Below are 22,974 nucleotides of genomic sequence, written 5' to 3'. Positions count from 1 at the left end.
GTCAGCCGAAGCGCGTCATGAGCGTCTGCACGTTCGCCACGTAGCGGCGTGTGTCGGCGTACATGCCGTTGCGCTTCACGGAGCCGGCGCCCTGGTAGTAGGACGCGATCGCGCTCGGCAGGTCGTCGGACGTGCGGACCAGGGACCGCAGGATCGCGACCCCCGCCACGACGTTGTCGTCCGGGTCGAGGAGGTTCAGCTGACGGCCCACGAGCTGGGAGGCCCACTCGCCGGACGACGGGATCACCTGCATCGTCCCGATCGCGTTGGCGGGGGACACGGCCGTGTGGTCGAACCCGGACTCCTGGTGGGCCACGGCCTGGGCGAGCGCGGGGTCGACCCCCATCGCGCGGGCCGTGGCCGCGACCTTGGCCTGCATGTCGGCCCGTGACGGCGCACCCGACGCCAGCAGCGTCCGCTTGTTCTGGTTGGCGGCGTCGACGACACCGGACGAGTACGTGCGCCCGGCGAACGTGTTGCCGACCAGCTGCGTGGCGGGTGCGGCCTGCGGCGCTGCCCCGGCGCCCGGCACGGTCAGCTGCTGCCCGGCGCGGATCGTGGCGCGTGCGTCGAGGCCGTTGGCCGCGACGACCGCCTGGACCGTGGTGCCGTGCCGCGCCGCGATGGCGGACACCGTGTCACCGCTGCGCACCGTGTACGCCGCGCCGGCCGCCGCGGGCTGCGCGGTGGCCGCCTGCGGTGCGGCGGGGCGGGGTGCGTCGGCGCCGGGGATCGTGAGGGTCTGCCCGGCGCGGACGAAGGCGCGCGCGTCGAGGCCGTTGGCCGCGACGACGGCGGCGACGGTGGTGCCGTGGCGTGCCGCGACGGCGGACACGGTGTCCCCGCGCTGCACGGTGTAGGTGCCACCGCTCGCCGGTGCGGCTGCGGGTGCGGGTGCGGCGGCGGTGCCCCCTGCCGGTCCGGGGATCGTGAGGGTCTGCCCGGCGCGGACGAAGGCGCGCGCGTCCAGCCCGTTGGCGGCGACGACGGCGGCGACGGTCGTGCCGTGGCGTGCGGCGATGCCCGAGACCGTGTCGCCCGACCGCACGGTGTACGACGTGCCGGCGGCGGCGGGTGCGGCCGCGGCCGGCGCCGCGTCGGGGACGCGCAGGACCTGCCCGGAGCGGACCCGTGACGGGTCGGCCAGGGCGTTGTCGGTGGCGATCCGGGCGACGGTCGTGCCGGTGCGCTTGGCGATGGACGTCAGCGTGTCGCCGTCGCGGACGGTGTAGTCGGCGGCGTGGCCGGCGGTCCCGGTCGCGGCGAGCGCGACGGTCGCGAGCGCGAGCGTGGCACCCGTCCCGGTCGCGGCGCGCGCCACGGTGCGCGGGCGCGGAGAGAGTGCGGACATGGCCCCCCCAGGCGGTGGTCAGTGGTGGTGCGTCGGTGATCGGCGTCCCCCGTCAGCACGGGCACCGAGTGACTCGTGGTGCTGGTGTGACAGGTGTGACGTCGTTCGACGCTAGACGAGAATGTCCAGGACGGGAAGCCCAGAGAGCCGATGACGGCCCTCCGACGTCGGAGCCGTAGGCTGACAGGGTGACTTCGCCCTCGGATCTGGACCAGCTGGTCGGCACGTGGCTGACCGTCCCCGACGTCGCGCAGATGCTCGGGGTCGACCCCGGCAAGGTGCGTCGCCTCCTGCAGGAGCGCAAGCTCGTCGGGGTGCGGCGCGGCACCCCGCCGGTGCTGAGCGTGCCGGCGGACTTCCTCGTCCCCGGTCACCTCGCCAACCCGGCCGCGCCCGACGTGCCGTCGGAGGACCGCCCGTGGACCGTGCTGGCGGCCCTGCAGGGGACGCTGACCGTGCTCGGGGACGACGGGTTCTCGGACGAGGAGACGCTCGCGTGGCTCTTCGGCGTCGAGGAGTCGCTGGGTGTCCCCCCGATCGAGGCCCTGCGGGCCGGTCGCAAGACCGAGGTGCGGCGGGTCGCCCAGGCGATGCTCTGACGGACGCCCCTGCCGGGTGAGCGCCCGGGAGACGTTCCGCTCAGGCCGTGCGGTCGACCGCCGCCCGCGCGAGCGCGACGAGCGCGCTGCGTGCCGGCTCGGGCCAGCCCTGCGCCTCGATCTGGGCGAACGCCTGCTCGCGCAGCTCCTCGATGAGCTCCTCGACCTCGGCGACCGCACCGGTGCGCACCAGCAGAGCCGTGAGCTCGGCGACGCCGTCCGCGTCGAGGTCCGCGTCGCCGACGCGACCGGTGAGGGTGGCGACGGCGTCGGTGTCGCCCGTCTCCGTGGCCCGTGCCAGCGCACGTGCCACGAGCACGGTGCGCTTGCCCTCGCGCAGGTCGTCGCCCGTGGGCTTGCCCGTCGTGGAGGGGTCGCCCAGCACGCCCAGCAGGTCGTCCCGCAGCTGGAACGCCTCGCCGAGGGGCAGTCCCACCGCGCGGCAGCCTGCCAGGGCGTCCTCGTCGGCCCCGGCGAGCGCCGCCCCGAGGACGATCGGGTGCTCCACGCTGTACCGCGCCGCCTTGGTCCGCACCACCTCGCGCGCCCGGCGCTCGTCCTCCGCCGGGTCGTCCCAGGGCATGGTCTGCGCGACCAGGTCGAGGTACTGGCCGATCGTCACCTCGGTCCGCATGAGCTCGTACACCGATCGTGCGCCCCGCGCGACGGGCTCCGGCAGGCCGGCCAGTGCGCGCGACATCTCCTCGTCGCTGGCGATGAGGGCGAGGTCGCCCAGCAGGATCGCCACGCCGTCCCCGAAGCGCCGGGACCCACCGCGCCGACCCGCGGCGACGTGCTCGTCCGCGAACACGCGGTGCGCGGTGGGCAGGCCGCGGCGGGTGGAGGAGTCGTCCATCACGTCGTCGTGGAACAGGGCGGCCGCCTGGAAGAGCTCGAGCGCGGCGCCGGCCCGCAGGACCGCCACCTCGCGGTCGTCCCCGGGCACGCCGCCGTGGGCGCGCCAGGACCAGTAGCAGAACGCCGCGCGCAGCCGCTTGCCGCCGGCGAGCATCCGCTCCACCGCGTCCGCCAGCGGGGAGGCGTCCGGGCTGATCGCCAGGGCCGTGCCACGCAGCGCCGCCACGTGCCGCGCGAGGGCCGCGTCGATGCCGGCACGGAGGTTCTCGCGGTCGACCAGAGCAGCGTTCGCGGTGGGCACGGACCCACCCTAGGGGGCGGGTGCGCCGACCGTCCCCCCCAGCGTCATCGTGCGGAGCCCGTCACGGTCGAGGATGCCCACGACGACCAGCTCCGCGCCGTCCGAGCGGGCGAACGTCGTCTGGGCGGCCAGGCCCGGTTCGGGCACGGCCGGTGGGGCCTCGGCGAACCCGGCCCCCACCAGGGGCGCGCGCACGGCGTCGAGCAGGGCGGCGGTGTCCTGCCCCGTCCGCACGTTGAGGCTGATGCGCAGCACCCCGTCGGTGACGGGCTCGGCCGACGAGACGAGGATCTCCGCGTCAGGGGGCACCGGGACCAGGTCCGTGGGGAACCCCGGAGCGAGCGTGCCGACCGCCGAGTCCTCCGTGATGTCGTCCGTGAGCAGCGGCTCGCCGGGCGTGGGGGTGGCGCTCGCGGCACTCGGTGACGACGTGGGGGTCGGCCCCGGTGTCGTCGTGCAGCCGGCGCTCAGCACCGTGCCGAGCGCGAGGGCTGCGACCAGGGCGGGTGTCGTCGGGCGGGGCACGGCGCCAGGGTAGTCGCGCGGACCGGGAGCGTGAGCCGGGCACGGGGGAGCGCAGGTCGGCTCGCAGCGAGCCCGAGCCGACCACAGGAAGCCGCCGACGCGCCGTGCCCACAGATCCGCCGTCCCGGGCGCCTGTCGTCGGCCCCGCCCGCTTCGGTGAACCCATGGAACCCCTCGTCCTCCGGATCCACGAACCCCGCGAGCTGCTCGCCCTCGTCCCGCATCTCCTCGGCTTCCAGCCCCGGGACAGCGCCGTCGCCGTCAGCCTGCGTGGAGCACGCGGCCGCGTCGGGCTGGTGGCGCGTGTCGACCTGCCCGACCTCGCGGACGTGCTCCACGGTCCGCAGGTCGCACGGGCGCTGGCGACCCATCTCGACCGGGACGGTGCGCGTCGGGCCGTGCTCGTCCTCTACACCGCGGGCGGTGCCGGCGGTGCCGGCGGTGCCGGCGGTGCGGGCGACGGGGTCGACGCGGCGGTGGCGCACGTGGCCGAGGCGTTCGACGTGCCGTTCGGGGGCGTCGAGGTCGTCGTGGTGGACCGGACGACCTACCGCTGCCTGTCGTGCGACGACGGGTGCTGCCCACCGGGTGGGCGCCCGCTCAGCGACCTGGAGTCCACCCGCGCCGGTGCGGAGATGGTGCTCGCCGGGTCCGTCGTGGCGCACGACCGGCAGGCGCTGGGCCACGTCGCGACGGCGCCGGGCGACGTCCGGCGCGCCGTCGGCCGGGTGCGCCGCCGACGCACCGAGGCCCGGACGCGCGCGACGGCGGACGGGCCCGGTGCTCTGGCCCGGTGGCGGCTCGAGACGCTGGCGGCCTGGCGTGCGCTCGTCACGGACGACGCGCCCCAGCCGCGTCGGGCCTCCCGCGCGGCCCTGCTCGGGCGTGTGGAGGCGGGACTGCACGACCGCCGGGTGCGCGATGCCGTGCTCGTCGCGGCGCTGCCCGGCTCCGGCAGCCTGCCCGAGCGTGTCCTCGCGCGCGGCGGCGCGGACGAGGACGCCGAGCTGCGGACCGCCGTGGGGCGGCTCGTGGACCCGGCGGAGGGTCTGCCACCCGGCGACGAGGTGGCCGCGGTGCGCCGGGCTCTGCAGGACGTCGTGGCGCACGGTCGGCGTGGCGCGCAGGCGCCCGCGACCACGCTGCTGGCCACGCTCGCGTGGTGGGAGGGCGACGGCGCGCGGGCCGCGGTGCTGCTCGGCCGGGCGCTGCAGGACGATCCCGCGTACCGCCTCGCGCACCTCCTGCGCACCGCGCTCGACGCCGGGCTCGCACCCGGGTGGGCGCGTGCCGGCGCATGAGTCGAGGCCGGGGGCACACCGTGCGCGCGCCGAGGTCGTCGGTGGTCCTGCGCTCGGGTAGCGTCGCGCCCGAGGCCGGACCGGCCAGGAGGAGGAGCGACGATGGGGATCGTGGTCGGCTACCTGGCGACCCCGGAGGGTCACGCGGCGCTGGACGCCGCCGTCACGGAGGCGCAGCGGCGCTCGTTGCCGGTGGTGGTCGTCCTCAGCGCGCGCCCCGACGAGACCCCGGAGCGTCGTGCCGAGACCGAGCAGGCCCTCGCGCAGGTGCGCGAGGAGCTCGACGCGATCGGGGTCGCGCACGACGTCCGCCTGCTGGACGGTGGGGACGTGGCGGACGACCTCATCAGCACGGCGGAGGAGGTCGGTGCGGAGCTCGTCGTCCTGGGCCTGCGCCGCCGCAGCCCCGTCGGCAAGCTGATCCTGGGGTCCAACGCGCAGCGCGTCCTGTTCGACGCGCCCTGCCCGGTGCTCACGGTCAAGCCCACCGCCTGAGGCTGCCGGCCGGTGCTCCCGGCCCGGTGCTCCCACGTCATGTTCCCGGCGCCACGGGATGCGGTGCCGTGCGGTCGAACGACGCGCCCGGCACGCCGGCGGGAATGCCTGGTGCGCGTCGGACGTTGCAGCAGGTCGACCCCGGAGTTCACCTCGGCCGCCGTCGGCGCGCGCTCGACAGCACGCGCGGCGTGCCCCCGTGGGTCGGTACAATATCCGTCTGTCTCCCGGTCCTTCGGACTCCCCTCGGTTCCGGTTGCCGCGCTGACGAAAGGTCGTTCGTGACGTCCCAGACCCCCCACCCCGCACTTCCGCGCGAGTTCCAGCACCCTGCGCTGCAGGAGCTGGTCCTGCGTGGGCGGACCCACGGCAGCGTCGACAGTGCGGCTGTGCGCGCCGCCTGCGAGGCGGCCGGCGTCGAGGGACCCAAGCGGCTGCGCGCCGTGGTGCGCGGACTCGGCACGGCCGGTATCGACGTCAGCGACCTCGGCACCGCCGGGCGCGCGGTCGCCGCGACGAGCGCCAAGTCCCGCCCCGCCGCCAAGGCGTCCGTCGGTGACGCCGTGAAGCCGGCGCGCGCCAAGGCGGCTGCCAAGCCCGCCGCGAAGGCGACCGCCGCGAAGGCGTCGCCCGCCAAGGCGTCGAAGGTCGGCGACGACGTGGACGTCGACGTCGAGGACGTGGAGGACGTCGAGCTCGAGGACGTCGAGGTCGTCGACACGGTCGACGTCGACACCGAGGTCGAGGAGGTCGTCGCGGACGACGCCGAGGAGACCGAGGCGACCCCGGCTGTCGCGAAGAAGGCCGACGAGCCCGAGGACACGGGCTTCGTCTACTCCGACGCCGACGACGACGACGCCCCTGCCCAGCAGGTCGTGACCGCCGGTGCCACCGCCGACCCGGTCAAGGACTACCTCAAGCAGATCGGCAAGGTCGCGCTGCTGAACGCCGAGCAGGAGGTCGAGCTCGCCAAGCGCATCGAGGCCGGCCTGTTCGCCGAGGAGAAGCTCGCCGAGACGCGTGACTCGCTGGAGCCGAAGCTGCGCCGCGAGCTCGAGTGGATCGCGCAGGACGGCCGCCGCGCCAAGAACCACCTGCTCGAGGCCAACCTGCGCCTCGTGGTCTCCCTGGCCAAGCGGTACACCGGCCGCGGGATGCTCTTCCTGGACCTGATCCAGGAGGGCAACCTCGGGCTCATCCGCGCCGTCGAGAAGTTCGACTACACCAAGGGCTACAAGTTCTCGACGTACGCCACGTGGTGGATCCGCCAGGCGATCACGCGCGCCATGGCCGACCAGGCCCGCACCATCCGCATCCCGGTGCACATGGTCGAGGTCATCAACAAGCTCGCGCGTGTGCAGCGCCAGATGCTCCAGGACCTGGGCCGCGAGCCCACGCCGGAGGAGCTGGCCAAGGAGCTCGACATGACGCCCGAGAAGGTCGTCGAGGTCCAGAAGTACGGCCGCGAGCCCATCTCGCTGCACACGCCCCTCGGTGAGGACGGCGACAGCGAGTTCGGTGACCTCATCGAGGACTCCGAGGCCGTCGTCCCCGCGGACGCCGTGAGCTTCACGCTCCTGCAGGAGCAGCTGCACCAGGTCCTCGACACGCTCTCGGAGCGCGAGGCCGGCGTGGTCTCGATGCGGTTCGGCCTCACCGACGGTCAGCCCAAGACGCTCGACGAGATCGGCAAGGTCTACGGCGTCACGCGTGAGCGCATCCGCCAGATCGAGTCCAAGACGATGTCGAAGCTGCGCCACCCGTCGCGCTCGCAGGTGCTGCGCGACTACCTCGACTGAGACGCCTCAGGCACCACCGACGAGAGCCCGGCCCGCGAGGGCCGGGCTCTCGTCGTTCTGATCCCGTCATCCGTCAGCCTTGACCAACCGTTAGTCGTCGCTGACCGTTGCCATGTGACCGGGGCCGAGCAGGGGCGGACCGACGAGGCGTTGCGCGCCCTGGCCGAGCCGCGCCGTCGGGCGATCGTGCGGGTCCTGGCGGCCGGGGAGCTGCCCGTCGGCAGGCTGGCCGAGCAGTTCGACGTCACGCGCAGCGCGGTCAGCCAACACCTGCGCGTGCTCGAGGACGCCGGGCTCGTGACGCACCGCAGGGACGGGACCCGGAACCTGTACCGCACGCGCCCGGACGGGCTCGTGCCGCTGCGCAGGTTCCTCGAGGAGACATGGGCGGCCTCGCTGGACGCGGCGCGACGGGTCGTCGAGCAGGGGGCCGGGACGTCCGACGAGGAGGAGCACCATGAGCGACCTACGGGGTGAGGACACGCGCGGCGCGACTGGGCCTGTGAGGGAGGCACCCGAGCCGGTCCGGCAGGCCGTGACCGTCCGCGCCGACCAGGCCGCGACGTTCGACGTGCTCGTGAACGAGATCGGGGCGTGGTGGCCGGTGACCGGCTTCTCGCTCGGAGGCCCACGGGTCCGGGACGTCCACCTCGACGGCCGCGCAGGTGGGCTGCTCGTCGAGCGCTGGGACGACGGGACGCAGCACCCGTGGGGTGAGGTGCTCGTCTGGGACCCACCGCGCCGCCTCGTGACGTCGTGGCTGGTGACGGCGACCTCGACCGAGGTCGAGCTGCGTGTCCTCGCGCTGGGACCGGGGCTGTGCCGGGTCGAGGTCGAGCACCGCGGGTGGGAGGCGCTGGAACCGTCGCAGGCGCAAGCGGGACGTGCGTCCTACCGTGACGGCTGGCCGGTGGTGCTGGGTCGGCTGCGGGACCACGTCCAGGCCGGGTGACGTGGACCGTCGCGGACGGACGACGAGGGCCCCGGACCGTGCGGTCCGGGGCCCTCGTGGCTCGTACGGTGCTGAGCGGTCAGCCGGCCGCACCGGCGCCGGCGCCGTGCTCGGCGAGCAGGCGGTCGGTCTCGTCCTGGACGTGCGTCGCGACCGAGGCGAACTTCGGCGCGTGCTCACGCGCGTGGTGGGCACAGAACAGCAGCTCACCGACCGGGAGCACCACGCGGACGTACGCCTGCGCGTTGCAGCGGTCGCAGCGGTCGGCTGCCGTCAGCGGGGTCGTGGGTTCCGTCGTCGTCCCTGTCACATCTCCATACAACCATCCGGGCCGCAGATCCATCCCCTCACGGCCCCCCGGTTCGCTGTCTGCGTACAAGATCGTGACATCCAGGCGGTCCCGGCACGGCGGCACGGGGGCGCGGGCCGGGCGCGACTACGATCGGCGCCGTGACGACGACCTCCGCCCAGGCCGGCTACACCGCCCGCCACCTCTCGGTGCTCGAGGGTCTCGAGGCCGTGCGCAAGCGCCCCGGCATGTACATCGGCACCACCGACAGCCGCGGCCTGATGCACTGCCTCTGGGAGATCATCGACAACTCCGTCGACGAGGCCCTCGGGGGCCACGGCGACCGGATCGAGGTCGTGCTGCACGCCGACAGCTCGGTGGAGGTGCGGGACAACGGCCGCGGCATCCCGGTGGACGTCGAGCCCAAGACCGGCCTGACGGGCGTCGAGGTGGTGCTCACCAAGCTGCACGCGGGCGGCAAGTTCGGCGGCGGGTCCTACGCGGCCTCGGGTGGTCTGCACGGTGTCGGTGCCTCCGTGGTCAACGCGCTCTCGGCGCGTCTCGACGTCGAGGTCGACCGCGGCGGACGCACACACCGCATGACGTTCCACCGCGGCGAGCCGGGCGTCTTCGACGACCGCGGCGGCGTGGGCCCGGACTCGCCGTTCGAGCCGTTCGTGCAGGGCTCGGAGCTCGCGGTCGTGGGCAAGGTCGCCAAGGGGGTGTCCGGGACGCGGGTCCGGTACTGGGCCGACCGCCAGATCTTCCCCAAGTCCGCCGCCTTCTCCTACGACGAGCTGGTGACGCGTGCCCGGCAGACGAGCTTCCTGGTGCCCGGGCTCGCCATCACGGTGCGTGACGAGCGCGGGCTGGCCGGCACGCCCGGCGAGCACGGGCCCCACGAGGAGACGTTCCTGCACACCGGGGGGGTCGTCGACTTCGCCGACCACCTGGCGCCCGACGCACCCGTCACGGACACCTGGCACCTGACGGGCCAGGGCACGTTCACGGAGACGGTCCCCGTGCTCGACGACCGGGGCCACATGACGCCGCAGGAGGTCTCGCGCACCTGCGAGGTCGACGTCGCCGTGCGGTGGGGGACCGGGTACGCGACCGAGGTGCGCAGCTTCGTCAACATCATCGCGACGCCCAAGGGCGGTACGCACCTCGCCGGCTTCGAGGCCGGGCTGCTCAAGACGCTGCGCGCCCAGGTGGCCGCCAACGCCCGCCGGCTGAAGATCTCGGCGAAGGACTCGTCGTCCGAGCGCATCGAGAAGGAGGACGTGCTCGCCGGTCTGACGGCCGTCGTCACGGTCCGGCTGGCGGAGCCGCAGTTCGAGGGCCAGACCAAGGAGGTGCTCGGCACCGGCCCCGTGCGCGGCATCGTCGCGCGCGTCGTGGAGAAGGAGCTCGCGGCGCTGTTCGCCTCGTCCAAGCGGGAGCACAAGGCGCACTCGGCGCTGCTGCTCGACAAGGTCGTCGGCGAGATGCGGGCGCGGATCTCGGCGCGCAAGCAGAAGGAGATCTCGCGGCGCAAGAACGCGCTGGAGTCCTCCTCGCTGCCGGCCAAGCTCGCCGACTGCCGGATCGACGACGTCTCGCGCAGCGAGCTGTTCATCGTCGAGGGGGACAGCGCGCTCGGGACCGCGAAGCTCGCCCGCAGCTCGGACTTCCAGGCGCTGCTGCCGATCCGCGGCAAGATCCTCAACGTCCAGAAGGCGTCGATCAGCGACATGCTGAAGAACGCCGAGTGCGCCTCGATCATCCAGGTCATCGGCGCCGGGTCGGGCCGGACCTTCGACCTCGAGGCGGCGCGCTACGGCAAGATCGTGCTGATGACCGACGCCGACGTCGACGGTGCGCACATCCGCACGCTGCTGCTGACGCTCTTCTTCCGGTACATGCGCCCGCTGGTCGAGGACGGGCGGGTCTACGCGGCCGTCCCGCCGCTGCACCGCATCGAGGTCATCGGGTCGGGCTCGCGCAAGAACGAGTACGTCTACACGTACTCGGAGGCGGAGCTGGCGGCGACCCTCAAGAAGCTGGACCGCTCGGGGCGCCGGTACAAGGACGACATCCAGCGCTACAAGGGTCTCGGCGAGATGGACGCCGACCAGCTGGCGGAGACGACCATGGACCCGCGGTACCGCACGCTGCGGCGGGTGCGCATCGGCGAGGCCGAGCAGGCGGCGGCCCAGGTGGAGAAGGTCTTCGAGCTGCTCATGGGCTCCGACGTCGCCCCCCGCAAGGACTTCATCGTGGCCAACGCGCACGCCCTGGACCAGTCGCGCATCGACGCCTGAGCGTGCCGGCGGCCGGACGGCCCGGGACCGGAGGACGTGCCGCGCACATGACGTGCCGCGCACATTTCGCTGGACCCGTCGCAGGCGGCCCGCGAGGGTAGGTGCATGACCGACACGATCGCGCCCCTGGCGACCCGCGTGGCGGCGCCCGCGCAGGTCCCGCTCCCGGCACCTGGCCTCGGCCTGACCTGGCGTCCGGCGACGGTCGGCGACGCGGCCGCGATCACCGCGCTGCGCGTGCGCTCGCAGGAGGCGGACGGGCTGCCGTACCGGGCCTCGGTGCCCGAGACGACCGAGGAGCTCGCCCCACCCTGGCGCGACCTGGGGCGCGACACGCTCCTCGGTCTCGACGCCGACGGGACGCCGCGGGCGTGGGCGCACGCCGACTCCGCACCGGGTGACCAGCGCGTGGTGCGCGCGTTCGTCGAGGGCACGGTGGACCCGGCGTGGCGCGGGCGCGGCATCGGCACGGCGCTGGTGGCGTGGTCGCAGGCGCGCGCGCGGCAGCTGCTCGCCGCGTCCGGCAAGGAGCTGCCGGCGCGGATCGTGACGTTCGTCGACGGCGCGACCCCGGCCGTCGCGGTGCTGTACGAGGCCGCCGGCTTCCGGCCCGTCCGCTACTACACCGGGATGCGCCGTCCGCTCGACGTCCCGCTGCCGGACGTCCCCCGCGTCGAGGGTGCCCGCGTGGTGCCCTGGGACCCCCGTCTCGACGACGCGGTACGGGTCGCCCACAACGACGTGTTCGCCGACCACTGGGGGTCCGAGCCCCGGACGCCGGAGCAGTGGAGCCAGGGGCGGGCGATGTTCGCGCCCGAGTGGTCGTTCGTCGCGCTCGACGACGCGGACCGTGTCGTCGGCTACGCCGTCTCCGGGCGCTACGAGCAGGACTGGCCGGTCGCGGGGTTCACCTCCGGGTACACCGAGCTCCTGGGCGTCCGGCGGGAGTGGCGCGGACGTCGTCTGGCGGTGGCGCTGCTCGGCACGGTGATGCGGGCGTACGCCGCCGACGGCATGCAGTACGCCGAGCTGGACGTCGACACGGAGAACCCGTCGGGGGCCTACGGCCTGTACGCCGCGCTCGGCTACGACGTGGCCCACTCCTCGACGATGCTGACGATCGAGCTGTGAGATCCGCCGCCCCGGGGTCCGCCGGGGCCACCGCGTGGGCCGGGGGCCGTTAGGGTCAGTGCCCATGACCGACGTGCTCGACCTGCAGGACGTGACGATCCGCCGAGGGACGACGACGATCCTGGAGGAGCTGTCGTGGCGCGTGCGCGACGACGAGCGCTGGGTCGTCCTGGGACGCAACGGCGCGGGCAAGACCACGCTGCTGCAGGTGGCCTCCGGCCGCATGCACCCGACGTCCGGCACGGCGACGCTGCTGGGCGCGCGGATGGGTGCCACCGACGTCTTCGAGCTGCGTCCGCGCATCGGGCTGGCCAGCGCCGCCCTGGCCGACCGGATCCCGTCGGGGGAGACGGTGCGCGACGTCGTCCTCACCGCCGCCTACGGCATGACTGCGCGCTGGCGCGAGTCCTACGAGGCCGTCGACGAGTCGCGCGCCACGGACCTGCTGGCCGCCTTCGGGGTCGCGCACCTGGCCGAGCGCTGGTTCGGGACCCTGTCCGAGGGTGAGCGCAAGCGCGTGCAGATCGCCCGGTCCCTCATGAGCGACCCGGAGCTGCTCCTGCTCGACGAGCCGGCCGCCGGTCTCGACCTGGGCGGCCGCGAGGAGCTGGTCAGCGCCCTCGCCGAGCTCGCCCGCGACCGCCGCTCGCCCGCGCTGGTGCTGGTGACGCACCACGTCGAGGAGATCCCGCCGGGCTTCACCCACCTGCTGCTGCTGCGCGCGGGGCGCGTCTTCGCGGCCGGCCCGATCGCCGAGGTGCTGACGGCCGAGAACCTGTCGGGCACGTTCGACATCCCGCTGCGGCTCGACCACGTCGACGGCCGGTGGGCCGCACACGCCACGGACCGCCCGGCCGGGTGATCGTCACCCTTCCGTGACCCCTGGACCACGTCGTCGCAAAGCGATCGCCTAGGATCGGTCCCAGGACGACGGCGACCAGCGGAGGTGGCGGGCATGGGATGGCTCTGGTGGGTCGGGGGAGCGCTGACGCTCGGGATCCTCGAGATGATCTCGCTGGACCTCGTGCTCGTGATGTTCGCGGGCGGTGCGCTCGCCGGTGGCCTGGCGTACGCGCTGGGGGCACCGGTCGCCGTGCAGATCCTGGTGGCCGCCGTGACGTCGACGGTGCTCCTCCTCACGCTGCGCCCGTACCTGCTGCGTCACCTCAGGAGCCGCGTCGACCTGCCGGAGACCAACGCCGCCGCGCTCGTCGGCCGGCCGGCCGTGGTCGTCGCGACCGTCGACGGCACCGCGGGCCGCGTCAAGCTGGTCGGTGAGGTCTGGAGCGCGCGGACGGCCGACGGTGGGTCGCTGCCGCCCGGCACGGCCGTGACCGTCACCAAGATCGACGGCGCCACGGCCGTCGTCACCCCTGCGGCGGCGACCGCAGCCGGCGACACTGCCGCGCCCGGCGTGGCCCCCGCCTGACACCCGTTCCCGTCATCGGCCCGGGTCCCCGGGTCACCGTGGTCGTCCCGGTACGGGCGACATCACCTGCGGAGGTCCCATGAACGACGGCCCCGGCGCCGGTCAGATCGCGCTCATCGTCGTCCTGCTGCTCGTCCTCGTCTTCGTCGTCGTCGCGCTGGTGCGCGCGGTGCGGATCGTGCCCCAGGCGGTCGCGATCATCGTCGAGCGCCTCGGGCGGTACAACAAGACCCTGGACGCAGGCCTGCACCTGCTCATCCCGTTCGTCGACCGCGTGCGCGCGAGCGTCGACCTGCGCGAGCAGGTCGTCTCGTTCCCGCCGCAGCCCGTCATCACGTCGGACAACCTCGTGGTGAGCATCGACACGGTCATCTACTTCCAGGTGACGTCCCCCAAGGACGCGGTCTACGAGATCGCGAACTACATCACCGGTATCGAGCAGCTCACGGTGACCACGCTGCGCAACGTCATCGGGTCGATGGACCTCGAGCAGACGCTGACCAGCCGTGACCAGATCAACGGCCAGCTGCGCGGCGTCCTCGACGAGGCGACCGGCAAGTGGGGCATCCGCGTCAACCGTGTCGAGCTCAAGGCGATCGACCCGCCCGCCTCGGTGCAGGGCTCGATGGAGCAGCAGATGCGCGCCGAGCGGGACCGCCGCGCCGCGATCCTCACGGCCGAGGGCGTCAAGCAGTCGGCGATCCTCACGGCCGAGGGCGAGAAGCAGTCGGCGATCCTGCGGGCCGAGGGTGAGGCCCAGTCGGCGATCCTGCGGGCCGAGGGTGAGGCGCGCGCGATCCTCCAGGTGTTCGACGCCGTGCACCGTGGCGACGCGGACCCCAAGCTGCTGGCGTACCAGTACCTGCAGACGCTGCCGAAGATCGCGTCGAGCCCGTCCAACAAGATGTGGTTCCTGCCGGCCGAGCTCAGCGGGGCCCTGGGATGGCTGTCCAAGGGCTTCCAGGGCGGCGGCCCGAGCAGCGACGAGGACTACCCCTCGCGTCCGGCGGGCAGCTCACCGCTCTCGCAGGACGACCTGCCGCCCGTGTCGCTGACCGACCCGGGCGAGGCGCTGGCAGAAGCGCGACGCGAGTCGGCGGCCGCCACGGCCGACGCCACGAGCGCGGGCACGCTGTCGGGCGTCCCGTTCGACCCGGCGGCCGAGCGCGGTCAGCGCCCCGGCGCCGGACCTGCCGCGCCGCAGCAGCCGTCGTACGGCACGCCCGTGCCGCGCCCGGAGCAGCAGGACGTCCCGCCGCAGGGCGAGCAGCCGCCCGCTCCCTGACGACGCGCACCCGGTGACGCCGGCGCCCTCGACCGTTGGGGGCGCCGGCGTTGTCGTTCCGCCCACCGCGGAATGGTGGTGCGCACCCGCGGCGGGCGAGGCATCGTGTACCTGCTGCTGCACGGCCTGCTCCCGCCGAGCCGACCGCTGGTTCCGGTGGGCCCCGCCGCCCGCCGTCACGGAAGGGCGCCGCCCCCCCATGCTCATGCGACTGCTCCGCGAGCACCTGCGTCCGTACCAGGGTGCCGTGACCGCGGTCCTCGCCCTGCAGCTCGTGCAGGTGATCGCGACGCTCTGGCTGCCCAGCCTCAACGCGGACATCATCGACGACGGCGTCGCGCGCGGTGACACGGCCACGATCTGGCGCCTGGGCGGGGTGATGCTCGGGGTCAGCCTGGTGCAGGTCGTCGCGTCGATCGGCGCGGTGTGGTTCGGTGCGCGGACCGCGATGGCGTTCGGACGCGACGTGCGGGCGCGCCTGTTCGACCAGGTGCAGTCGTTCTCCCAGCAGGAGATGGGCCGGTTCGGCGCCCCGACGCTCATCACGCGGACCACCAACGACGTCCAGCAGGTCCAGATGGTCGTCTTCATGACCTTCGTGTTCCTCGTCATGGCACCGCTCATGCTCATCGGCGGCGTGGTGATGTCGCTGCGGGAGGACGTCGCGCTGTCCGGTCTGCTGATCGTCATCGTGCCGGTCCTGGTCGTCGTCATCGGCCTGATCGTGCGGCGCATGGTGCCGTGGTTCCGGCAGATGCAGCGGCGCATCGACGCGGTCAACCGGGTCATGCGCGAGCAGCTGTCCGGCGTGCGCGTGATCCGGGCGTTCGTGCGGGAGCGGCAGGAGCAGGCGCGCTTCGAGGTCGCCAGCACGAACCTGTACACCGCCTCCCTGCGGGCCGGGATGCTGCTGGCGCTGATGTTCCCCGTCGTCATGCTCGTGATGAACCTGTCGAGCGTCTCGGTGCTCTGGTTCGGCGCCCAGCGGGTCGACGCCGGCCAGATGCAGATCGGGTCGCTCATCGCGTTCCTCAGCTACATCATGTTCGTGCTCATGGCCGTGATGATGAGCTCGATGATGGTCGTCATGGTCCCGCGGGCCATCGTCTCGGCCGACCGCATCGGTGAGGTGATCGACACCCCGACGACCGTCGTGCCGCCCGTGCAGCCCGTCGCCTTCCCCACCGGCGCCGACGCGCGGCCGGGCCTGCTGGAGCTGCGCGACGTGGAGTTCCGGTACCCCGGTGCCGAGCACCCCGTGCTGCAGGCGGTGTCGTTCGTCGCGGAGCCGGGCCGCACGACCGCGGTGATCGGCTCCACGGGCTCCGGCAAGACGACCCTGCTGAACCTGGTGCCGCGGCTGTACGACGTCACCGGCGGTGCCGTCCTGGTCGACGGGGTCGACGTGCGCGACGCCGACCCGATCGCGCTCGGTGACCGGATCGGCCTGGTCCCGCAGCGCCCGTACCTGTTCACCGGCACCGTGCGCAGCAACCTGGAGTTCGGCCGGCCGGACGCGACCGACGAAGAGCTGTGGCACGCGCTCGAGGTGGCGCAGGCGCGGCAGTTCGTCGAGGAGCTGGCCGAGGGCCTGGACGCGCCGATCGCGCAGGGCGGGACCAACCTGTCCGGCGGGCAGCGGCAGCGGCTGGCCATCGCGCGGGCCCTGGTCCGGCGGCCCAGCATCTACCTGTTCGACGACTCCTTCTCGGCGCTGGACTACGCGACCGACGCCGCGCTGCGCGCCGCGCTCGCACCGGAGACGCGCGCGGTGACGGTCCTCGTCGTCGCGCAGCGGGTCGCGACGATCCGCCACGCCGACCGCATCCTCGTGCTCGACGAGGGCCAGGTGGTCGGCGACGGCACGCACGACGAGCTGCTGGCGACGAACGAGACGTACCAGGAGATCGTGTACTCGCAGCTGAGCGCGCAGGAGGCGGCGTGAGCACCACCACGAAGGACGACAGCTCCGCCGGTGCGCCGCAGCGTCCGCCCGGTCGGCCGCACGGCGGCCCCATGGGTATGGGGCTGGGCGTGCCGGGGCAGAAGTCCATGGACTTCCGCGGTTCGCTGCGGCGGCTGCTCACGGTGCTGCGGCCGGAGCGGGCCCGCCTCGCGGCCGTCCTGGTGCTCGGTGCGCTCTCGGTGGCCGCGGCCGTGGCCGGTCCCAAGCTGCTCGGCAACGCCACCGACGTGCTCTTCGAGGGCGTCGTGTCGCGGCAGCTGGAGCAGGTGGTGCCGCCGGGCACGACGCAGCAGCAGGCCGAGGACGCCCTGCGGGCCGCGGACCAGGGCACCCTGGCCGACCTGGTCGGCGGCATGCGCGACCTGACGGTCGGCGCCGGTGTCGACTTCGAGCGGCTGTGGTCGATCCTCCTGCTCGTCCTCGGGGTCTACGTCGCGGCGTTCCTGTTCGGCTGGTGGCAGGGGCGGCTGACGACGCGGGCGGTGCAGAACACCGTGCTGCGCCTGCGCTCGCAGGTCGAGGAGAAGCTCACGCGCGTCCCGCTGTCGTACTTCGACCGCCAGCCCCGCGGCGAGCTGCTGTCCCGGGTCACCAACGACATCGACAACGTCGCGCAGACCGTCCAGCAGACGCTGTCCCAGCTGGTCACGTCGGTGCTGACGGTCATCGGGGTGCTGGGCGTGATGTTCTGGATCTCGCCGCTGCTCGCGGTGGTGGCGCTGGTCACGGTGCCGTTGTCCGTGGTGATCGCCGCGGCCATCGCCAAGCGCTCGCAGCCGCAGTTCGTGCAGCAGTGGGCGTGGACCGGCAAGCTCAACGCGCACATCGAGGAGATGTTCACCGGCCACGCGCTGGTCACGGTGTTCGGTCGTCAGCAGCAGGCGGCGGCCACGTTCGCCGAGCGCAACGAGAAGCTGTACGAGTCGTCGTTCCGCGCCCAGTTCATCTCGGGCATCATCCAGCCCGCGCTCGGGTTCGTCGCCAACCTCAACTACCTGGTGATCGCCGTGGTCGGGGGCCTGCGGGTCGCGTCGGGCACCATGACGCTGGGCGACGTGCAGGCGTTCATCCAGTACAGCCGGCAGTTCACGCAGCCCATCACCCAGATCGCCTCGATGGCGAACCTGCTGCAGTCCGGCGTGGCGTCGGCCGAGCGGGTGTTCGAGCTGCTCGACGCCGACGAGCAGAGCCCCGACCCGGCGCAGCCGGCCGTGCTGCCGGAGCGCGTCCGCGGGCGCGTCGCCTTCGAGGACGTCTCCTTCCGCTACGAGCCGGACACCCCGCTCATCGAGCACCTGTCGGTCGTCGCGGAGCCCGGCCAGACGATCGCGATCGTGGGTCCCACCGGTGCCGGCAAGACGACCCTGGTGAACCTCGTCATGCGGTTCTACGAGGTCGACTCCGGGCGGATCACGCTGGACGGCGTGGACACCCGCGACCTGACGCGCGACGCGCTGCGCTCGCAGATGGGCATGGTCCTGCAGGACACGTGGCTCTACGAGGGGACGATCGCGGAGAACATCGCGTACGGCGTGGACGACGCGACGCAGGAGCAGATCGTCGAGGCGGCCGTCGCCACCCACGTGGACCGGTTCGTGCGGACCCTGCCGGACGGGTACGACACGGTGCTCGACGACGAGGGCGGCGCCGTGTCGGCGGGGGAGAAGCAGCTGCTGACGATCGCGCGCGCGTTCCTCGCGGACCCCGCGATCCTGATCCTCGACGAGGCGACGTCGTCCGTGGACACGCGCACCGAGGTGCTGGTCCAGCACGCCATGAACGCGCTGCGCGCGGGGCGCACGTCGTTCGTCATCGCGCACCGGCTGTCCACGATCCGTGACGCCGACGTCATCCTGGTGATGGAGCACGGGCAGATCGTCGAGAAGGGCAGCCACGAGGAGCTCCTCGCCGCGCACGGCGCGTACGCCCGGCTGTACGAGAGCCAGTTCGCGGCGGCGGTCGCACCGGTCGACTGACCGACCTGCACGACGTCCCCGAGCGCGCGTCGTGCAGGTCACACCCGTCGGGGGTGAGCCTCCCCGAAGGTCCCAGGCCCGCAGGAGGCCTGCGCCGTAGCGTCGAGGAGGACGACACCCGCGCCCCACGAGAGGGTCGACCCATCAGCTCCGCCACCGCCTCCGCCCCCACGCACCCGTCCCGCGGACGGGAGCGGCCCGACAGGCCGCCGCGCGCGGAGCGGCTGCGCCGGCCCAGCCGCCCCACGGTCGGGCTGGTCGTCGGCCCCGTGCTCGCACTCCTCGTCGGCTGGGTGGTGCCGGACATGCCGGCCGAGGTGGCCGGTGTGCCCGCCTACGCCGGTGCGGTGACCGCGGCGACGCTCGTGCTCATGGGCGTGTGGTGGATGACCGAGGCGCTGCCCCTGGCGGTGACGGCGCTGCTGCCGCTGGTGGTGCTCCCCGTCGCGGGCGTCGCACCCGTCTCCGACGTCGCCGCGCCGTACGCCAACAAGGTGATCTTCCTGTTCCTCGGCGGGTTCGTGCTCGCCGTCGCGCTGCAGCGGTGGGACGTGCACCTGCGGATCGCGCTCGGGGTGGTGCGCCTGGTCGGCACGGCGCCGCGGCGGCTCGTGCTCGGCATGATGGTCGCCACGGCGCTGCTGAGCATGTGGGTCTCCAACACGGCGACGGCCGTGATGATGCTGCCCATCGGCGTGTCGGTCCTCGCGCTGCTCGGACGTGAGCGCGGCGGCGTCGACGCGCGCCTGTCGGCTGCCCTCATGCTGGGCATCGCGTACGCGGCGACCATCGGCTCGTTCGGCACGATCATCGCCAGCCCGCCCAACGCGCTGCTCGTCGGGTACGTCTCGGAGACCTACGGCATCGAGATCAGCTTCGGCCAGTGGATGGCCGTCGGCCTGCCGCTGTCGATCGTGTTCCTGCTGCTGGCCTGGGTGATGCTGACCCGGGTGGTCTTCCGCGTCGACCCGGCGCCGCTGTGCGAGGACGACTCGGTGGTCCGTGCCGAGCTCGACCGGCTCGGGCCGATGGGCGCCCCGCAGCGGCGGGTCGTCGCGGTGTTCGCCCTCGCGGCCGTGTCCTGGATCGCGCTGCCGCTGGTCTGGCCCGGCACGCCCGTCACGGACGAGGTGGTGGCGGTGATCGTGGCGATCCTGCTGTTCCTGCTGCCGTCCGGCGACGACTGCGGCGGGCGGCTGCTCGACTGGTCGGACACGCGCGAGCTGCCGTGGGGCATCCTGCTGCTGTTCGGCGGCGGTCTGGCGCTCGCGTCGCAGATCACGGCCTCGGGGCTGTCGGTGTGGATCGGTGAGCGCGCGCACGGGCTGGACGGGCTTCCGACGTTCGTGGTCGTCGCCGCGGTGTGCGTGCTGACGGTCGCGATGACGGAGTTCATGTCGAACACCGCCACCGCCGCGACGCTGCTGCCGATCATGAGCACCGTGGGTGACGCCCTGGGCTACGGACCGCTGCTGCTCGCGGTGCCGGTGGCGCTCGCCGCCGGGTGCACGTTCATGATGCCGGCGGCGACCCCGCCCAACGCGATCGCGTACTCCTCGGGCTACGTGCGGGTGCCGGACATGATCCGGGCCGGGGCGCCCCTGAGCGTCGCGTCGGTGCTGCTCGTGACCATCACGGTCACGACGCTGGCGTCGTGGGTGCTCGGCATCCCGGCGTGAGGATGAGAGCCTGATCACCCTTGCCGTCGCCGGTGGTCCGTCCGACGTGGCCCGGCAGGGTGATGTGTTCGTCCAGCCCGTCCTGAGGAGCCGCATGACCGTCCAGCCGAGCTCGCCCACCGCCGTCGCGAGCGCCGCCGTCACCGACCCCGACGTCGCCCACCGCACCCGGACCCGCACCGTCCAGGTGATGGACGCCGCAGGACGGCCGGCGGCCGGTGCGCAGGTCACCGTGGAGCAGGTGGGGCACGGCATCGCGTTCGGCTGCATCGGGTTCGACGAGACCGAGCGCGCGTGGCGCCGGCTGACGGGCGCGACGCCGGACCCGGCGCAGGAGGCGCTGCTCGACCGGCTCGACGAGCTGTGGTTCGGCCTGTTCGACACCGCGACGCTGCCGTTCTACTGGGGCACGTTCGAGCCGCGGCAGGGCGCCGTGCGCACCGCTGCGCTGCGGGAGGCCGCCGAGCACTACGTGTCGCGTGGCGCCCGGGTCAAGGGCCACCCGCTGGTGTGGCACACGGTGGCGCCGCGGTGGCTCGAGCCCTACCCGGACGACGAGGTGCTGCGGCTGCTGCGCGAGCGCGTGCGGCGCGACGCGGGGGAGTTCGCCGGCCTGGTCGACACGTGGGACGCCATCAACGAGGTCGTCATCATGCCCGTGTTCACCAAGGACACGAACGCGGTCACCCGGGTCGCCAAGAGCGTCGGGCGCGTCGGCATGGTGCAGCTCGCGTTCGACGAGGCGCGCGCCGCGAACCCCGCGGCCACGCTGCTGCTGAACGACTTCGACATGTCCGCCGACTACGAGCACCTGGTCGAGGACTGCCTGGCCGCCGGTGTGCGCATCGACGCGCTGGGTCTGCAGAGCCACATGCACCAGGGCGCGTGGGGCCGTGACAAGACGCTCGACGTGCTCGAGCGGTTCGGCCGGTTCGGCCTGCCGCTGCACTTCACCGAGACGACGATGCTGTCCGGCGAGCTCATGCCGAAGCACCTCGACGACCTCAACGACCACCGGGTCGACGTGTGGCCCAGCACGCCCGACGGCCTGGACCGGCAGGCGGAGGAGATGGTGGCGCACTACCGCACGCTCGTCGCCGACGCGCGTGTGCAGGCCATCACCTACTGGGGCCTGTCGGACCACGGGATGTGGCTCAACGCGCCCGGTGGCCTGGTGTTCGCCGACGGCACCCCCAAGCCGGCGTACGACGCGCTGCGCGGGCTCGTGCGCGGGCAGTGGTGGCTCGCGCCGACGCGGGTGACGACCGACGAGCAGGGTCGCGTCGGGATCAGCGGGCTGCCGGGGCGGTACGTCGTCGAGGTCGACGGCACCCGGCACGAGGTCACGCTCGACGACGACGGGACGGACGTCGTCGTGCGATGAGCACGCCGGACGCGCCGGTCCGCCCTCGTCTGGTGCGCGACCGCACCACGGTCGGTCTCTACACGCCGTACGTCGCGTGGGGGTGGGTCCTCTACTCGTTCAACCCGTCGGTCCCGCTGCTCGCCGACGAGCTCGACATCAGCGGCGCGCAGGCGGGGCTGCACGGGACGGCGATGGCGGTCGGGTCACTGCTCGCCTCCGTGGCCGTGCCGCGGTCGGTGCGTGCTGTCGGACGTCGCGGCACGATCGTCGTGCTCGCCCTGCTCGTGGCGCTGGGCGTGGCCGGCCTGGTGCTCGCGCCGTCGCTGCCGTGGACGCTGACCTCGATCCTCGTGGCGGCGCTCGGCGGGTCGGGTGCCATCGCCGCCGTGCAGGTCGGGCTGGCCGACCACACCGGGCCCGCCGCGTCGGCGGCGATCACGGAGGCGAACGGCGTGGGCTCGTCCGTGGGGCTGATCGGCCCGCTCGCGGTCGGGGCGTGCGTGACCGCCGGCTGGGGCTGGCGTCCCGGGGTCGCGGTGGCGATCGTGCTCGGGGTGGTCGCCGCGGTCGTCGTCGCCCGGCTGCCGGTCTCCGCGGCGCTGCCCGCCGTGCGCCGGCGGGCGCACCCTGCGGCGTCCGAGCAGGCCACCGACGAGCAGGCCACCGACGAGCAGGCGCCCGACCAGGCGCCCGCCCCGGTGGCACCGGCGGAGCGCACCGCCACGGGCCCGCCCCGGCGTGCCGGTGCCCGGCGTCGGCTGCGTCCGTCGGCGCTGTTCCTCGTGGCGCTCGTCGCCGCCGTCGCGCTCGAGAACGCGACCACCTACTGGGCGGCCGACCTCGTCGTCACGCGGACGGACGCCGGCCCCGGCATCGCGACGGCCACCACCGCCGGCCTCGTGGCCGGCATGTCCGCGATCCGCTTCGTCACCGGGCCGCTGTCGCTGCGGGTCGCGCCGGTCCACGTGCTCGCGGCGTCGTTCGTCGTCGCCATCGGTGGGTGGGCCGTGCTGTGGACGGCGACGGACGCCCGGGTCGCCCTCGCCGGGCTCGTGCTCGCCGGCATCGGCTACGGCGCGCAGTACCCGCTGTCCATCGCCCTGCTGCTCGCGGTCACCCCGGGACACCGTGACCGCGCCCAGGCGCACGCGACGCTCGCCGGCGCGCTCGCGCTCGGCGTGGCGCCGTTCCTGCTCGGGGCGCTCGGCGACGCCGTGGGGCCGCACCTCGCGTTCCTCGTCGTCCCGGTGCTCGCGGTCATGGGCGCCGTGACGGCCGCCGCGGGTGGACGGCTCGCGCGCCGGGACGGGCCCCCGAGCGTCCTGACCCGTGCCTGACCTGCCGCCCGTGCGGACCCCTCGGGCGGCGG

General features: G+C 73.7%; 20 protein-coding genes. 16 read left to right on the top strand and 4 right to left on the bottom strand.

The window, feature by feature from the left end:
- Nucleotide 1: 1 nt before the first annotated feature.
- The gene (locus KG103_RS10585) at nt 2-1,351 is read right to left on the bottom strand and encodes a lytic transglycosylase domain-containing protein (protein ID WP_207341163.1); all 1,350 of its coding nucleotides are present in this window, start codon (nt 1,349-1,351) and stop codon (nt 2-4) included.
- A 188-nt stretch (nt 1,352-1,539) separates the two neighbouring features.
- On the opposite strand from KG103_RS10585, the gene KG103_RS10580 reads away from it, so the two are divergent.
- Nucleotides 1,540-1,950 (top strand): Rv2175c family DNA-binding protein, encoded by a 411-nt coding sequence (locus KG103_RS10580; RefSeq protein ID WP_207341164.1) that lies wholly within the window; start codon nt 1,540-1,542, stop codon nt 1,948-1,950.
- Between the two features lie 40 nt (nt 1,951-1,990).
- On the opposite strand, the gene KG103_RS10575 is transcribed toward KG103_RS10580, so the two are convergent.
- On the bottom strand, nt 1,991-3,109 hold the full coding sequence (locus KG103_RS10575; RefSeq protein ID WP_207341165.1) for a polyprenyl synthetase family protein: 1,119 nt from the start codon (nt 3,107-3,109) through the stop codon (nt 1,991-1,993).
- Nucleotides 3,110-3,118: 9 nt separating this feature from the next.
- The gene (locus KG103_RS10570; RefSeq protein WP_207341166.1) at nt 3,119-3,634 is read right to left on the bottom strand and encodes a hypothetical protein; all 516 of its coding nucleotides are present in this window, start codon (nt 3,632-3,634) and stop codon (nt 3,119-3,121) included.
- Between the two features lie 164 nt (nt 3,635-3,798).
- On the opposite strand from KG103_RS10570, the gene KG103_RS10565 reads away from it, so the two are divergent.
- The 5 genes from KG103_RS10565 (at nt 3,799) to KG103_RS10545 (ending at nt 8,181) form a co-directional block, all read left to right on the top strand.
- Nucleotides 3,799-4,935, top strand: a complete 1,137-nt coding sequence (locus KG103_RS10565) for a DUF4192 domain-containing protein (RefSeq protein WP_207341167.1) — start codon at nt 3,799-3,801, stop codon at nt 4,933-4,935.
- A gap of 102 nt (nt 4,936-5,037) precedes the next feature.
- Nucleotides 5,038-5,430, top strand: coding sequence for a universal stress protein (locus KG103_RS10560; protein ID WP_207341168.1), 393 nt, complete (start codon nt 5,038-5,040; stop codon nt 5,428-5,430).
- Between the two features lie 281 nt (nt 5,431-5,711).
- A complete protein-coding gene (locus KG103_RS10555; protein WP_207341169.1) occupies nt 5,712-7,229 on the top strand; it encodes an RNA polymerase sigma factor in 1,518 nt (505 codons plus the stop codon).
- A gap of 114 nt (nt 7,230-7,343) precedes the next feature.
- Nucleotides 7,344-7,706, top strand: coding sequence for an ArsR/SmtB family transcription factor (locus KG103_RS10550; protein WP_249670545.1), 363 nt, complete (start codon nt 7,344-7,346; stop codon nt 7,704-7,706).
- Nucleotides 7,707-7,731: 25 nt separating this feature from the next.
- Nucleotides 7,732-8,181, top strand: a complete 450-nt coding sequence (locus KG103_RS10545; protein WP_249670544.1) for an SRPBCC domain-containing protein — start codon at nt 7,732-7,734, stop codon at nt 8,179-8,181.
- A 79-nt stretch (nt 8,182-8,260) separates the two neighbouring features.
- Here the strand turns inward: KG103_RS10545 and KG103_RS10540 are convergent, their stop codons facing one another.
- Nucleotides 8,261-8,524 carry a DUF7455 domain-containing protein gene (locus KG103_RS10540; RefSeq protein WP_207341171.1) on the bottom strand — a complete coding sequence of 88 codons (264 nt, stop codon included), beginning with the start codon at nt 8,522-8,524 and terminating at the stop codon, nt 8,261-8,263.
- Nucleotides 8,525-8,631: 107 nt separating this feature from the next.
- Here KG103_RS10540 and KG103_RS10535 point away from each other — a divergent pair, with 107 nt between their 5' ends.
- The 10 genes from KG103_RS10535 (at nt 8,632) to KG103_RS10490 (ending at nt 22,942) form a co-directional block, all read left to right on the top strand.
- Nucleotides 8,632-10,773 carry a DNA gyrase/topoisomerase IV subunit B gene (locus tag KG103_RS10535; protein ID WP_207341172.1) on the top strand — a complete coding sequence of 714 codons (2,142 nt, stop codon included), beginning with the start codon at nt 8,632-8,634 and terminating at the stop codon, nt 10,771-10,773.
- 105 nt (nt 10,774-10,878) lie between these two features.
- Nucleotides 10,879-11,904 carry a GNAT family N-acetyltransferase gene (locus KG103_RS10530; protein ID WP_207341173.1) on the top strand — a complete coding sequence of 342 codons (1,026 nt, stop codon included), beginning with the start codon at nt 10,879-10,881 and terminating at the stop codon, nt 11,902-11,904.
- A gap of 64 nt (nt 11,905-11,968) precedes the next feature.
- Nucleotides 11,969-12,766, top strand: coding sequence for an ABC transporter ATP-binding protein (locus KG103_RS10525; RefSeq protein WP_207341174.1), 798 nt, complete (start codon nt 11,969-11,971; stop codon nt 12,764-12,766).
- Between the two features lie 93 nt (nt 12,767-12,859).
- Complete coding sequence (locus tag KG103_RS10520) at nt 12,860-13,333, top strand: NfeD family protein (RefSeq protein ID WP_207341175.1); 474 nt, start codon at nt 12,860-12,862, stop codon at nt 13,331-13,333.
- A gap of 79 nt (nt 13,334-13,412) precedes the next feature.
- Complete coding sequence (locus KG103_RS10515) at nt 13,413-14,618, top strand: SPFH domain-containing protein (protein WP_207341176.1); 1,206 nt, start codon at nt 13,413-13,415, stop codon at nt 14,616-14,618.
- 199 nt (nt 14,619-14,817) lie between these two features.
- Nucleotides 14,818-16,563, top strand: coding sequence for an ABC transporter ATP-binding protein (locus tag KG103_RS10510; protein WP_207341177.1), 1,746 nt, complete (start codon nt 14,818-14,820; stop codon nt 16,561-16,563).
- Between the two features lie 71 nt (nt 16,564-16,634).
- Nucleotides 16,635-18,560, top strand: a complete 1,926-nt coding sequence (locus KG103_RS10505) for an ABC transporter ATP-binding protein (protein ID WP_207341277.1) — start codon at nt 16,635-16,637, stop codon at nt 18,558-18,560.
- Nucleotides 18,561-18,829: 269 nt separating this feature from the next.
- Nucleotides 18,830-20,239, top strand: a complete 1,410-nt coding sequence (locus tag KG103_RS10500; RefSeq protein WP_207341178.1) for an SLC13 family permease — start codon at nt 18,830-18,832, stop codon at nt 20,237-20,239.
- A gap of 94 nt (nt 20,240-20,333) precedes the next feature.
- Complete coding sequence (locus KG103_RS10495; protein ID WP_207341179.1) at nt 20,334-21,623, top strand: endo-1,4-beta-xylanase; 1,290 nt, start codon at nt 20,334-20,336, stop codon at nt 21,621-21,623.
- Nucleotides 21,620-22,942, top strand: coding sequence for an MFS transporter (locus KG103_RS10490; protein ID WP_207341180.1), 1,323 nt, complete (start codon nt 21,620-21,622; stop codon nt 22,940-22,942). Before KG103_RS10495 ends, KG103_RS10490 begins: the two co-directional genes overlap by 4 nt.
- The last annotated feature ends 32 nt before the right edge of the window (nt 22,943-22,974 follow it).

It is taken from the genome of Cellulomonas wangleii, from assembly GCF_018388445.1.
GTDB classification, from domain to species: domain Bacteria; phylum Actinomycetota; class Actinomycetes; order Actinomycetales; family Cellulomonadaceae; genus Cellulomonas; species Cellulomonas wangleii.
The sequence above is the reverse complement of the archived record's forward strand: the minus strand, read 5'-3'. Positions and strand labels throughout refer to the sequence as shown.

What these genes read in the sequence shown, in the direction of transcription:
- KG103_RS10525 (WP_207341174.1), top strand. Translation starts at nt 11,969, where the DNA reads ATGACCGACGTGCTCGACCTGCAGGACGTGACGATCCGCCGAGGGACG.
- KG103_RS10560 (WP_207341168.1), top strand. Translation starts at nt 5,038, where the DNA reads ATGGGGATCGTGGTCGGCTACCTGGCGACCCCGGAGGGTCACGCGGCG.
- KG103_RS10515 (WP_207341176.1), top strand. Translation starts at nt 13,413, where the DNA reads ATGAACGACGGCCCCGGCGCCGGTCAGATCGCGCTCATCGTCGTCCTG.
- KG103_RS10540 (WP_207341171.1), bottom strand. Translation starts at nt 8,524, where the DNA reads ATGGATCTGCGGCCCGGATGGTTGTATGGAGATGTGACAGGGACGACG.
- KG103_RS10490 (WP_207341180.1), top strand. Translation starts at nt 21,620, where the DNA reads ATGAGCACGCCGGACGCGCCGGTCCGCCCTCGTCTGGTGCGCGACCGC.
- KG103_RS10505 (WP_207341277.1), top strand. Translation starts at nt 16,635, where the DNA reads ATGGGTATGGGGCTGGGCGTGCCGGGGCAGAAGTCCATGGACTTCCGC.
- KG103_RS10520 (WP_207341175.1), top strand. Translation starts at nt 12,860, where the DNA reads ATGGGATGGCTCTGGTGGGTCGGGGGAGCGCTGACGCTCGGGATCCTC.
- KG103_RS10530 (WP_207341173.1), top strand. Translation starts at nt 10,879, where the DNA reads ATGACCGACACGATCGCGCCCCTGGCGACCCGCGTGGCGGCGCCCGCG.
- KG103_RS10510 (WP_207341177.1), top strand. Translation starts at nt 14,818, where the DNA reads ATGCTCATGCGACTGCTCCGCGAGCACCTGCGTCCGTACCAGGGTGCC.
- KG103_RS10565 (WP_207341167.1), top strand. Translation starts at nt 3,799, where the DNA reads ATGGAACCCCTCGTCCTCCGGATCCACGAACCCCGCGAGCTGCTCGCC.
- KG103_RS10495 (WP_207341179.1), top strand. Translation starts at nt 20,334, where the DNA reads ATGACCGTCCAGCCGAGCTCGCCCACCGCCGTCGCGAGCGCCGCCGTC.
- KG103_RS10585 (WP_207341163.1), bottom strand. Translation starts at nt 1,351, where the DNA reads ATGTCCGCACTCTCTCCGCGCCCGCGCACCGTGGCGCGCGCCGCGACC.